The organism is Anaerobiospirillum sp. NML120449, assembly GCF_023051105.1.
In the GTDB taxonomy this organism is placed as follows: Bacteria; Pseudomonadota; Gammaproteobacteria; order Enterobacterales; family Succinivibrionaceae; genus Anaerobiospirillum.
Map to the genome: position 1 here is coordinate 1 of NZ_JALKIL010000048.1, position 14,226 is coordinate 14,226.

At 51.5% G+C, this 14,226-nt stretch carries 5 protein-coding genes; 4 read left to right on the plus strand and 1 reads right to left on the minus strand.

Going from position 1 to position 14,226, the window contains the following annotated elements; translation table 11 throughout:
- The first annotated feature begins 379 nt into the window (after window positions 1-379).
- Together MXE41_RS11200 and MXE41_RS11205 are read left to right on the plus strand one after the other, a co-directional pair.
- Window positions 380-5,941, plus strand: a complete 5,562-nt coding sequence (locus MXE41_RS11200) for an AAA domain-containing protein (protein ID WP_247100551.1) — start codon at window positions 380-382, stop codon at window positions 5,939-5,941.
- Between the two features lie 4 nt (window positions 5,942-5,945).
- The gene (locus MXE41_RS11205) at window positions 5,946-9,245 is read left to right on the plus strand and encodes a PIN domain-containing protein (protein ID WP_247100552.1); all 3,300 of its coding nucleotides are present in this window, start codon (window positions 5,946-5,948) and stop codon (window positions 9,243-9,245) included.
- 313 nt (window positions 9,246-9,558) lie between these two features.
- On the opposite strand, the gene MXE41_RS11210 is transcribed toward MXE41_RS11205, so the two are convergent.
- Entirely contained in the window at window positions 9,559-9,804 is a 246-nt protein-coding gene (locus MXE41_RS11210) for a hypothetical protein (RefSeq protein ID WP_247100553.1), read from the minus strand.
- Between the two features lie 1,478 nt (window positions 9,805-11,282).
- On the opposite strand from MXE41_RS11210, the gene MXE41_RS11215 reads away from it, so the two are divergent.
- Window positions 11,283-13,478, plus strand: coding sequence for a hypothetical protein (locus tag MXE41_RS11215; RefSeq protein ID WP_247100554.1), 2,196 nt, complete (start codon window positions 11,283-11,285; stop codon window positions 13,476-13,478).
- 204 nt (window positions 13,479-13,682) lie between these two features.
- Window positions 13,683-14,063, plus strand: coding sequence for a PIN domain-containing protein (locus MXE41_RS11220; RefSeq protein WP_247100555.1), 381 nt, complete (start codon window positions 13,683-13,685; stop codon window positions 14,061-14,063).
- The last annotated feature ends 163 nt before the right edge of the window (window positions 14,064-14,226 follow it).

Sequence of the window (14,226 nt, forward strand, 5' to 3'; positions counted from 1 at the left end):
CAGCAATGCCGGGGGCAGTGGCTTAGGTGGCATGTCGCCCAATGCTCTTGTGCCGTTCAGGGGTGGCGGCACCATTGTGGCTATTGCAGGTGGCTCTGCACAGTCGGGTAAGGCAGCTGGCAGCAATTCCGGGGACAGTGGCTTAGGTGGCATGTCGCCCAATGCTCTTGTGCCGTTCAGGGGTGGCGGCACCATTGTGGCTGTTGCAGGTAGCTCTGCACAGTCGGGTAAGGCAGCTGGCAAGGGCGCTGGTGCAGTGACGGGGACGTCTTCATTGCCGGGGACAGCTTCAGCGCATGGTTCATCTTCACTGCCTGGCTCGTCTTCACAGTCGGGTAAGGCAGCTGGCAGCAATGCCGGGGACAGTGGCTTGGGTGGCATGTCGCCCAATGCTCTTGTGCCGTACAGGAGTGGCGGCACCATTGTGGCTGTTGCAGGTGGCTCTGTGGCTGTAAGCGCCGATTGCGGTCAGGACAGGGCAGATTGTTTACGTATTTACTGGCGCATGCCTGGATCCATGGGCATTACTGATTTCAACGTGAAATTTGCAGGAACAGTACGCTCTGCTTTGAGAAGGTACTCCGGCAGCTTTCCATGGGTATTTGATCAGGACAAGAGCTCCGAGGCGGCCAGTACTGAGATAACTTACAGGTTTCTCACGAGATTCTTTCCTTCTGACTGTACGCTTAACTGTTATGTCAGTAATATCAACATCAGAGATGATCTGAACCATGCTGACTTTTACTGTGTGCGTATCCCTTGTCACCCATATTTTCCTGAGCTTCCGGAAAATGTATCACTGTGTGTTATCGGCAGGCGTACCCGTAAAACCGATACCCCGTACTTCCAGCCGGTACGCGCCTCCATTACTTTTGGTCAGGACACTGCTGCCCCTTATGAGCTCATGATGCAAAGCACGTTCATCCCGCTTTCATCTCACGATTATCCACCGTCAACAGGCAGTGGTCACATCAGGAACCTCTTTCGCAGCAAAGATGTTGCCGGTCTCAGCCCTTTTGCGATGAATAATGCAGAGCGTTTCAGTCAGTGGGGCAGCTTCCTTGATTTCAAGTACAACCTGGTAAGTCACAGAGCTCAGGGGCTGCGCTATATTTCCTGGAATTATGAGCAGCAAAGCGGCTGTCTGGTCTTTGCTGTGGTAGCACCGGATCGCGATACGCTTTATAAAGCGTGCAGTGCCATGAGACGTCAGAGCATGGTTGCCTATAAATACGACGTATCTTCTGATGCTCTGTCCTTTGAGCTCAATCTTGACAGCAGGGGCAGCTTCTATGGCCGCGACACCATGATAAGACCTGCCTTTGAGAACATAGGCCAGATAAGCACAGCAATGCCTGAGGTTATCAACCTGAAAAACAGCACGCCTCTTTCTGGCAGTAACATGAGCAAAGCTGGAAGTGCCATGGGCAAAGCTGGCAGTAACATGAGCAAAGCCGGCAGTAAGGGCGGGAATGGCAGTCAGTCCAGCGCTGTCTCACTGTCAAACAGACAGTGTGAACAGGCCCGTGCACTGATTAACACACTTGTCGGCAAGAGCAGAAGTGCTAAAGATGCGTCAGAGGCAGTACTGGCTCTGGTTAGAGTTGAGCTGTCTGAAGAGCTTGCCAATAAGCTCTCTGGCATCGCCTTTGACCCTGACAGTGATCAGGATATGAGCAGATCAGATGCCGACGTTCAATGGCATGGCGCCTTTGATAACTCAGGTGGCAAGAATGCAGCAGGCAGCACATCCGCTGGCACCAGCTCCGCAGGCGGGGCCACCGTGGTCAATGGCATGTCAGGTGGATCTTACTATGGCGCTGCCAGTGGCAGTGAGGCTGATGGCAGTACCGGCAGTGGTGAGCCTGACAGCCGGCTCAAAAAGGTCTTTGGCAAACTGCCTGATCAAGGCTTTATTTCCATTTCGCTGGTGGGTGATATTTCCCTGATCAGTCGTCATCGTGCCGCCCTGAGAAATCTTTATTCCAATGACTCCTGCTATGCCCCATATCTGGCAGGCTATCTCTTTGACATCACATCAGCCCGTACCCCTGAGACTATGGAGGATATTACCCTATGGTATAACTCCAGTCTCAATGAGGCTCAGAAGCAGGCAGTACGCAAGATGATCAGTGCCCCTGATATCTGCCTTATCCAGGGACCGCCAGGCACGGGCAAGACTACTGTTATTGCCGAGGCCTGTATGCAGCTGGCGGCACGCGGCAATCGTATTTTACTGGCCAGTCAGTCTCATGATGCCCTTGATAATGCCCTGTCGCGCCTGCAGTCCAACCCAAAGCTCAGAGGCATACGCCTGGCCCGTTTTTCCGATCGTATTACCACAGAGGGTATGTCCTTTACCGCTGCAGCAGCTCTTGGTCGTCACTATCACAGCGTTGCTAATGCTTTACAAAATGTTTATCTTGACCGCTATGACATTTTGACATCGGCAGTAGAGAAGCTGGACAGCTGGACCAGGGATTTTGCCTTTCTTACTGCACAGCTTGAAAGCAGCACAGCGCAACTGGCCACGCTTGAGAACCGTAAGATCGAATGTCAGCGTGAGCTCAGCCTCAGCGAGCTCAGGCTGCGCAGCAATGAGCTTGACAGACTCAAAATCAGTGAGCTGCAGGCACAAAGGGAGTTTTTACAGGCAGTGCAGCAAATCTGCTCAGCCGTAAGCCAGGTAAGTGGATCTGTCAGCCCGGATGCAGCACGCCCGATAAGTGGCGCTCTTAGCATGGCCAGTGGCTCAGAGAGCCCGGATGCAGCCTGCTCAGCAGGCGGCGTTGCCAGCGCAAGCGCCGTCAGCCCTGCCGGTACTGCAGACAGCGGCTGCGACAGCAACGCTGTCAGCAGTGCTGTCAGCAGCGCAGCGGGCGGTGCTGCATGGAGCAGCCGTGATCTGTCGGTACTGGCTGCAGCTCTGGAGCAACACCGCGCAGCTGATCTGATACTGAGCAATATCAAGTGGTCAGGACAGGATGGCTTTGCCAGCATCAACCAGGGCTTTGCTGACTTCCTGCGTGGCTTTGATAACATTATGGTTAAGTCAGCTGGGGCCGGGATGGCGGTTACGTACACTGGGGACGCAGCGTCTGCTGGGTCAGCTTTGGCCGCTGATTCTGCTGGTGCAGCTGTCGCCGCTGATTCTGCTCTGGCCGATGGAAAGGAGGGCGGTGTCTGGCGCGTTGCATCTCAGTTCAGCGCATGGCACCAGGTAAACTGTGTGCTGCTTTCCATGATGATGGATCTCAGGGCTTCAGAGGGGCAGAGTACTGCAGGGCTTCAGGGGGATGCGCAGGAGCAGCTGGCTGCAGTCAGCAGCCGTATTGCTGAGCTCAAAAAGCAGATTGCTGCTGAGGATGATCCTTCTGACATGCTATTTGAGCAGCTGCGCAGCCTCACTGCACGTCGCAATGAGCTCAGGATCAGAAGCGAGAACAGCAGTGAGGGCAGCTGCAGATGTGGCAATTACTCTGAACTGTTCCCTGACTGCAATGAAGTGCGTGCCAGTGGTGATGCTGCCCTGATAAGGCAGTGGCTTACCGGCAGGTGCTGTGAGCTTGTCTCCCTGAATGAGGTCCTGAGCGCAGCAGTAAGCACGTCACTTGAGCAAGTCAGCAGACATGAGGCCGGGCTTAAGGAGTCTGTAGAAAAGTCATCCCGTCAAGTCAGACAAAAAGCCGATGAGGCAAGGCAGGAGCACAGCGCTGCTGCAGCTGAGATTGCCAGGCTGCAGGACAGCATCAACATCTGGCTTGACTCTCAGTATGCCCACGAACAGTCACTCAGGGACATTTATCTGAAGGTGCCTGAGCTTTCTGCAGGCCTGAGCACTGCCAGGGACAGAAGCGACAGCCAGAAACGGCCTGAACTGGGCCTATCTGAGTCAGGCAATGCCCATAAGCAAGGAAGGAGCCAGACGGCTTGGGCTTCCCAGGGAGGGCAGCAGGGCCATGACCAGAGCCAGGATCAGCGACAGGAGCTTGCCACTGAGGCCGCTGACAGCCTTACCGTGCCTGAGTTTACGGCCAGTCTGCTGCGCTGCCTGAGTGCAGTGCCGGCAGAGCGCGCTGCGCCTGCGTCTGCACATGCGCCAGCTACAGCTGACGCAGCAGGCGCTGCAGGCGCCGGGGACCAGCATGTGGTGCTGATGCGTCAGGGCAGGCCGTGGCGTCCTGATGTTGATGATCTGGTCAGACTGCTTGAGGAGCAGAACACTGTGCTTGCTGCGCTCAGGAGCCGTCTTGATGATTATGAGAGCAGTCATAAGCAGCTGCTGCCTTTTTACCAAAAGGCCGCCGAGATTTTCCGCAATGCTGACAGGCGCGCAGCTGATGACTGGGCATACGTGGGCCGGAGCTATATCGACAGCTGCAACGTAGTGGCCATGTCCTGTAATGAAAATGAAAGGACCCTTTATGACAACAATATGGACAGCTTTGACGTGGTCATCATCGATGAGGTTTCCAAAGCAACTCCGCTTGAGCTGCTGCTGCCTCTGATGCGTGCTCCTCGTGCGGTGCTGGTAGGAGACCACCGTCAGCTGCCACCTGTGTTCAATGAGGCTGACGGTGTGACTTTTTCGGATCTTGTTGACAGGGCTGATGCTGTCCGTAATGGGGTTGATAAGGACAGCTCAGACGAGGGGGATGAATATCCTGGTCATGATGCTCTTACTCAGGACAACCTCATAAAATACGAAAAGATGGTTACAGCCAGTCTGTTCAAGGAGCTTTTTGAGCAGTGTCCAGACAGCTTAAGGCAGCGTCTTAATGTTCAGTTCCGCATGCACCCTGGAATTATGCGGCTGATTAACTGTTTTTATGACGGACAGCTGGTTTGCGGTAATCCGCAGCTGCCACGTGAGCACGGTATCTCCTTTGCCACCCCGTCAGGCACTGTTGTGATGAGCAAAGACCATCATGTGCTGTGGGTGGATACCACCTTAAACGAGCAGGGCGAGTCATACCGCATTTCTGGCGATATCAACGTCAATGAGGTTGAGGCCCGTCTGATTGCCCGTACCCTGGTGGATATTGATCGTCAGTGCGCGCTTGCCGGCTACGGTACTAACAGGCGTCTTGAGGTGGGCGTGGTGTCATTTTACCAGCCTCAGTGTCGTGTCATTCGTGAGGCCATTGCCTCCCTGCTCGGACGCAGGCGCAACTTGTTCAGTGCCATTGATGTCGATATTAATACCGTAATCCGCTATCAGGGCAAGGAAAAGCCTGTGATTCTGCTCAGTCTGGTCAAGAACAATGGCGGACCGATGGAGCAGAGATTCAGTCCTGGCAGAGCCAATATTGCCCGCTTTGAGTTTATCAACGTGGCCATGAGCCGTGCTCAGAATCTGCTCATGGTATTTGGTGCCCGCAACATGCTGCAAAACCGTGCGGTTAAACTGCCGCGCATGGACAGCAAGGGCTATGACACCACCATGGTGTACCAGAACATGTTCAATTACCTGGAGTTTTCGGCTGAAGACGGCAGCATTACCACAACAGCCGAATTTGTCAAAACCCTTCCTGATGTAAATACAGTGAGGAGTCACAGGCGCACTGCTGCCGCAGCCGCTCATGCTGCATCTGCTGCTGCCGCTGCCGCAGCAGCCGGCGCAGGCGCGGCTGCCAGTGTTGACGGCAGTGCATCCCCGGGCAAGTCAAAAAAGCCTGTGGTCATTCACAAGGGCAAGAACAGGGCTTTGATGAGAGGTGAAGCCACCAGCTCCCCAGCCCATGACGGCACAGTAAGCCGCACAGGAGCGGGCACCGGAGGCAGAGACAGTGCAGCTCGTACTGACACGGCTGACAGGGGCACTGACGCTGCCATAGACAGTGTGCAGAGAGCTGAAGGCATGCAGGCACTAAGCGGCATGCAGGGCAATGCCAGAGTGGCTGTAGATAAGAGCAGCGATGGCGGGGATTTCAGGGAGTAAGAGCATGAGCAAGAAGAAAATGAAATCAGCAAGAAATCTTCTGAGCTTTGAACTGGTTGTGGCAGCAGCTTCTTATGCTGTCAGATTTGAGTACTCAAAGATAAGAGTTATGACCGTCCCTGAGCAATTGCTGCTTTCCATGGTCTGTGAGCTTGACTGTGGTCAGTACACATTCCTTGAGCTTACTGGAAAGCTGCAGCTTGATGAGGGCTTTGTCACGGCTGTTTTAAAGCAGCTTCTGGAAAACGGTCAACTGGTAACTGTCGACGGCAGAATGCCTGATGATCTGAGAGCACTGAAAATAAGTTCAGTAAATCTTTCATCTGAGGCCAGGCGTTTTTATCGCAATGGCCGTATGGCCGGTAAGGAACTTGTCACTGAGGAAACGCTTTTATCATGCCCTGTTATGGACGGCATGATCAGCGCCTCACGTGCCAATGAGTTCAAGCCCCTTGCCAGTGGTAATACCGGTGGCAGTCCAAGAGCCCATGGTCTGAGGATTTCATGGTTACAAAACTCAAAGGAGAGTATTAACTGTTATGAGTACTCGCATAACAGTGATTATCAGGAGGTACTGCCCGATGGAGGAGTCAACCTCAGTAAAGCCCTCTGGTCTGACCAAGATCTGGTACCACCTGCTGTTATGGCCACCGATGAGGTGCTCTGGGCACAGGCTTATGCCTGGCTTGGCAATGCCGGGTGGTTTAAAGAGGACTGCTCTCTTACTGAAAAAGGCATTACCTGTACCAGAAATGATGATGAGCAAATCATACTGTCCTCCAGGGTCAGCATCATGATTGATTCAGACGGTAATCTGTCACTGTTCTCATCAGACAGCATGATCAATTCTTTCCTGGAAAAAGCAGACAGTGCCATGCTTTTGAAGTATGTGATAGCACCGCTCTTTTCCCGCCTTGACTACATGTACAGGCATGCCGTCTGCCGTGCTTTCTGGTCCATTGCCACTCAGAAAGACATTTTTTCGTATAGCAAAGATGTCTACATGAGCACAGGCGGTGAGCGCTTCATTGAGGCACTCAAGAGCACTGATGAGGCAGCCAATGACAATCATAATGTCCGTGATGCCCGTGATGCACGTGATGCCAATGATGCCCATGATGCCCATGATTGCCCTCAAGCACCTGACTCACCGGCCGCCTCAGATATCTCTGATGCCAAGGCAGGCAGCTCCAGTGACGAGACAGGTATGAGCCTCACTGGTCACAGAGCAGAGGTAAGCAGCACCAGTGATGGTGCAGAGGTGGAAAGCGCTGTGCCTGAGTCAGCTGTGCTCAGCGCAGCGCCAGACTCAGGCGTGTCCGGCACTGCCCCTGATGCTCCTGAGGTCCGCCTGTTAAATGAGCCTCTGGAAGGCACCGAAGTACCGTCATCTGGTGGGCGTGCCGCTGTGTCTGGTCAGATGCCTTCCCTTGCCACGGTTAAAGAGTATTTCCATGCCCTGGATCTCTTTGATCCGGACATGTCGAAAATATGCTGTCCCGTTGAAGTCCCTGATCTGGCCTGCTGGCGCTTTATTAAAAACAGCAGCCCGCTGATTGTTATCTGCAGCAGTGTCATGCTCGAACGCTTTGTAAAGTATGGCAGTGATCAGAAGCCGGTACCGGGCAAGATTGATCTGAGCGGCCTGTTCTTAATTGAGCTTCTTTCAAGAAGAAACAGGCTAAAGGCATGGACCATGACAGTGGTAGCCCTTCACCCGTCAGCAAATGCTAATGGTACCTCATGCTCTGAGGCCATGGCACCGGATACTGCGCCGGAGGCTGACGATGCTGCACAGTCTGGTGCAACGGTGCTGTCTGACGCAGCCGCGCCAGCTGCTGCACAGGAGCCGAGCACTGCAGCATCTGGTGCTGCAGTGGACAGCGCAGCTGGCTGTGCATATGCCTCAGGCAGTTATGGGGGCGGATCAGGTGAGTCTCACCATGACAGTGATGATGAGCTGGAGCCAAATCACAGAGATTTTACAAACACGGGAGGATGCTTTCCTGGAGATCTGCAGTACCACGGTACTGTTACCCGTACTGCTCAGGAGCTTTACTCACAGCTTATGGAATGGAGCCGTGATGAATGCATGGAAAGTGAGGACAGGATTGCCTGTAAGCAGTGGGCAGAACTGATTAGTGCAACTGACAGCCAGGTAATTGTGCTCAACACAGCCAGCAGACAGGCCATGGTTATCAGAGCCGGTCATATTGACTGCCATTATGCCAGTCATGATCTGGCAATGGAGCGTGGTGAGGTCTGGGGCATGCCTTATGTGGAGTTCATGAAGCTGCCCGCATTTAAGCAGTGCAGCATTAAAGAGCTCACTTTTATGAAGCGTATGACAGGTCAGATCAATATCCATGATCATGTAGGAAGCTGTACTCCATACAGGCTTAACGATCTGGTAAGTTCAGGAGTTATTGATATCAGTACTGCTCCTGACAGTCTCTTTGACGGGCTGCATTCGGCAGGTTCATTAGATGATCTGAATCTGGTCAACATCCTGACCCGTAATCCTTATCGTCGCATGAAACTGAGCATCCGCTCTTTTGAGCCTCAGATGCAGCTGCTCGTGTTCAGAGGTATATTCAGAGCTGAGCTTGAGGCAGCAGGCTTTTCATCTTTTTCTGAGCATGAGCTCTTCAGGCCTGACTTTGATATCAGGGAGTTTACAGGGCTCAAAGAGCTTATGGACTTTGCAGTCAGGTTCAGTCTTGACCGTCCTGAGCATCTTCTCAGTTGCAAAGAACTGTGGCCTTATCTTATCAGCCCTGAAAATCTCCACAGGGAGCTGTCTGCTCTCCTTCCTGAAAAGGCCGAACCTGAGCTCGACAGTCTGTTTGAGGTCATTTACAGGGTGCACGGGCAGATTTTCTCTGTATTTGAGAGTGTAGACACAGATAAGGCATGGGCGGTGATGGATACCAACTATGTGATTAACAATGCTGACAGGCTTGCGGATATGGCTCAAAGCCGCATCATTGCCATTCCTGATACTGTTCTCAATGAGCTCGATGCCATCAGGCATTCAAATAACAAATCTCAGGAGCTCAAGGACAGAGTAGCGCACAGTGTTGCTGTTCTTAACTCCCTTAAAGAGGCAATGAATATTGTTAACTGCAATAAGACTCTGGAGCGGCTGCTGGCCGGGGTATCGGATCCCTCTGCCAGAAACAATGATGACCTCATTATTGCAGCAGCTCTGAGATATATGTTCAACGATGTTGTTTTCTACACAAAAGACAGAATCTGTGGTTTAAAGGCTCAGAAGCTGGGCCTGAAAACATCAGATTATTAATTGCCATGCCAGCTGAGCATCAGCACAGCATGGCATGACCTTAAGATGCTGGCACCACAGCACAGTCAAAACACGGCAGGCAGGACTGCATATCAGTCAACAGATATGGACAGTAAGGCTCTCAGCCGTGTTTGCCGCTGCCGGTGTCAGCCTCAGATGAGCCATGACAGCTGTATGCAAGGCACATAACAGGATTAAACAATGACTGATAAATTCGAGTTTTCCATTCTTTTCTCAGGTCAGGTCTCGTTCTGTGCAGAAAACAGCACTGCCATCGAATATGCACCCCTGACTGACCTTGATAAGTTCATCATCACCTCCCACCACTCAGCACCTGCACAGTCACCAGCCGCAGAGCTGCCACATGCAGACTGTTCAGCACCAGCACAGGCACCGGCTGGGGCTGATGCCGCCGCACAGGAGGCAGTCCGTGCTGCTGTTGCAGCAGGGCCAGCCAGTGCATCTCAAGCAGGATCAGCCTGTGACGCTTCAACGGAGTCGGCAGGTGCTGCGGCAGCCGGGACGGCTGCTTCGCCGGCATCAGAGCCTGATGCTGCATTATCTGCAGCAATAGGCCCTGATTGCCATGTTGGCAGCTACGCCTGGGTGTGCTGCTATGAGAGCATGATAACCGGAGTTAACGATACAGATAGCTCTCATCATGTCAGTAAGGCAACTGGGGCTCATGAGCCAGGTGAGTCGTACAGGCTTGTAAGTAACAGGGTAAGAGTAATAAGCCATACCAAATGGCAGCAGCAGTATCATTCTGGTGATTGCACCTCAGACCGGACACAAGGTGAGTCTCACAGCAATGCAAAGCATGATGGGGACAGGTATTACTGCAATATTCCTGTAATCATCAGCATTGATGACAGTGATGAGCATAATATGACTCTGAGCAGCCCTGATGCAGCTTTTGCTGGCTGGCTTGACAAGGTTGACAGTGAAGTGCTTTACAAAAGTATAGTGCAGCCTGTTGTTGAGCGCATGGTTCAGGACAGTGGAAGTGACTTTAAGCCTCACAGGGGCCCGCTGCGCATTGCCCGCAGCGCACGCAGTACCAGTGCAGACATCAGCTCTCAGGGCGTCTCTGGGAACTGTTCAGTCAATGACACCAGCGTTACCACTGTACGCTCGAGTAACTGCAGTCTGCTGCTTACTGATGGCATAAGCCTGCAGCCGCTGCAGAAAGCTGGCTGTGGCACAACAGTGGCTGGTGCTGGTGCTGTGGCTGAAGTTGGGGATAAGGCGGCAGGGCTGTATGCAGACGCTGGCGAGTTCCTGCGTTCCAGCAAGCGCGTGCTCTTTGTCATAGGCAGCGATTTTTACCGTGACCTGGTGGCGTACTGCAACAGCAGCGATCAGGGCGGTGGGGATAAGCAGTCCGGCATTATGGCAGGAGACAGTAAGGCCGGATCTCAGCTTAAAACCCTGTACAGTGCTTTGGAGGGCATTTGCTCAAGGGGCAGGGATGCAGTATGCATGGTGCTCTGGTCTGAGGAGGAGTACAGCCTTATCTGCACAGGGGCCGAGGAGTATGAGCAGCTGCCACGCCGGGTTAAGAGTGTCTGTAGCAGTGATAATGACAGCAATAATGACTGCCAGCATTTCATCAGGTTCATTTTTGGCAATGCTCCACAAATGGCCTCTGATCTCAAGAAGAGATTGTGGATGCTCAACAAGACTGACGGCAAGCCACTAAACTCATACTTTGAATACGAATACTGGCGTTTTATAAAGCACAGTGACAGAAACATTCTGGCTGTCAGTTACGACGAAAGCGAGGGGATGAGGGCCATGATCTTAAGTCCTGAGCTGTTGAACTGCAGTTTCAGCGGTCATGATATTGCTGTGCCACTGCTGTTCACCAGTGAGCTTTATTTTTATGATCTGACCAGTCTGTCATCTTTTGCCATCCATACCCTCTCTGATTATGTGGCATTAGCCTGGGTAAGAGCCCCGGGGGTACTGTCATTGTTCCCTGAGCTTCCAGGACCGGTACCTGATGCCGTACATGTAAGGCCAGTCAGTTTGCCTGTGGAGGCTGTCAGCTGCAGGGATCTGGCAGGCTTTAACTGGCCTGATGACATGCTGTGGCTACAGCCTGTGCTTGACCGGCTTGAGCCAGTAAATGACATCGTTGATCTGGGGCTGCTTAATGACTTTTTTGCCCGGCATACCTGCAATGCAAGGATAAGTTTCAATCTGGTGGCATCACAGCTGCGTCTTTATCTGCTTAATCAGAAGTACTTCAACGACTCAGGATTATACGTCAGCATTAAGATTACAGAGTTTGAATGGCTGGACCAGGGAATTGACTTTGTTAAAGCCATGGCAAGAACAGGAATTACGGCGGATCTGCTCAATCACGTTGTTCTTAAGCGCAATCCAGCTACTGGTAAGACTGCCATGGCTGAGCTTGATAACTGTCTGCTTGAAACCATCAGAAACTGGCCTGAAGCTTCTTCTTTCACAGCCAAGTCGTTCTACTATGATTTATATGGCTTATATAAAATGTTTGAGTCTTTGTTTGTCTATGATGATCAGGTTAAGCATACCGATCGATTAAGATCGCCAGACAGGGCACCAGAGAGAGTTATTGCTTCAGGCTCAATGAATAAGCTTCTCAAAAGCTACGTTCAGAAGGAAGGCCGGTCAGACAGGCCAGATCATTTTATTGGTATGGAAAGCAGCCTTTATGAGGCAAGTCATATAGCTGTTCCTGATGCTGAGTTTTTGATGGGTAACTATCATAATATTGCGCGGGCAACGGGGAACCGTACTGTGGTGATTACTCTGCCGGTACTTAAGAGGCTTGCTCTGGCCAGGATGAGCGGAGTGCGTGCTGCAACCACACTGGCAGTCAGAGCTCAAAGGGCACTGCTGGAGCTTGGGGAGGAGGTGGTCTATTGCCTTCCTGATCATATATTTACAGTTGCTCTCCTTGACTATCAGCCACGAAATACGAGGACTGGTGTACAGTCACTACCTGGAGTTTCCTGTATCAGTACTGCATTGTTTTTGCAGTTTTCCAGCACTTATGCAGATAAAGGCAGAGACGTGGTTCTTTATTCAGGAAACAGGTTGACTGTCAGTGCTGCTAACCAGGCTGGGGTAAAGACTGTTTTCTCGGGCAGATTTGAGCAGCTTTTCGACAGTATCAGTGAAGATACTGCAGTGTCTTCAGAGTCGGTTTGTTGGCCAGATGATATTACATGGCGCTGTTTAAATGAGCTTTACTGGTATGAGTGCTTTGACATTAATTTAAGCAATATTTCCACTGAGGCCAGAGCTACATTCAGTGGAAGTCTGAGCAGGAGCGAAAGAAAAGCAGCTGCAGACACGTGCTTGTATGAATGCGGTTCTGAACTGACGGTATACGATGTTTTCGAAGACGTGAGTGAGATGAGCTCTGCCTTGAAATGTTATGAGCATCTTCAGAACATCAGATATAAGAGTGAATCTGATGCTTGCAAAGGCAGCAATGATAACGCCCCTTCATCAGGTACAGATTGTCAAAAGGTAAGCTGGTACGAAGATAAGGCTGTTCAGGAGATTCTGGATAAAGCAGGATTAACTTACTACAACATATTTGGTCCTTTTTACAAAAGGATTTGGTGGTTTAACTTTTTTAATAACAAATGGTTCCTTCCTGAGTACGGGGTTTTTGGAGATCCGATAGAGTTCATAATTAATGAACGAACAGCCCCGTTTGTGATTAGTATGATTTCCATTGCTGGCCTTCCAGTCATGTATTGCGATGATGAGGATACAGATGATGAGGATGCAATTGACGAGTATGCAATTAGTCTTTTAGACAGTCGCTATGTCGTTGGTATAAGTTATGTTGATCAGCTCGACATTTCTCCTGCCATGCAGCTTTTTGTAAAGCAGGTTGCTGCAGTAAGATGCGCTAGAAAACGCTTTGTAAAACTTGTTAGAAGTGAAAACATAGCAGATTGTTATAAGACAAAGTGCAAGGTGCGTTATGCAAGGCAAGTTAACAAAAGCAAGGTCAGGAAGGCTCAGTCAAACAGAGGTAGCAGCTCTGGTAAGGGCAAAGCAGGCAAATCCAGCAAGGCCAGTCAGGCTCAGTCAAACAAAGGCGTCAGCACTGACAAGAACAAACCCGGCACAGAAAGCGTAGCAAAGCAGGCTCAGTCAGACAGTGGCGTAAGCCAGGGGAAGATCAATGCAGGCAAGGGAGTCAAAGCAAAGCGTAGGCTTCCTTAACGGTAACATATTGATGATTATCTTAGGTAAAATAGTGCCATGCTAACAGGGGGTGATATGCCGCATGGCAGCTCCCAGGACGCATGACGGGGGCATGTCCGTCGGATATTTGGCTTGCAGGCCGGGCTGCCCAGACTGGTAGCGCGGCCGGTGACCGGATGACCGACATGCCTGGCATCCCTGACTGATAAGGCATGGGCGGTGATGGATACCAACTATGTGATTAACAATGCTGACAGGCTTGCGAATATGGCTCAAAGCCGCATCATTGCCATTCCTGATACTGTTCTCAATGAGCTCGATGCCATCAGGCATTCAAATAACAAATCTCAGGAGCTCAAGGACAGGGTAGCGCACAGTGTTGCTGTTCTTAACTCCCTTAAAGAGGCAATGCATATTGTTAACTGCAATGAGACTCTGGAGCGGCTGCTGGCCGGGGTATCGGATCCCTCTGCCAGAAACAATGATGACCTCATTATTGCGGCAGCTCTGAGATATATGTTCAACGATGTTGTTTTCTACACAAAAGACAGAATCTGTGGTTTAAAGGCTCAGAAGCTGGGCCTGAAAACATCAGATTATTAATTGCCATGCCAGCTGAGCATCAGCACAGCATGGCATGACCTTAAGATGCTGGCACCACAGCACAGTCAAAACACGGCAGGCAGGACTGCATATCAGTCAACAGATATGGACAGTAAGGCTCTCAGCCGTGTTTGCCGCTGCCGGTGTCAGCCTCAGATGAGCC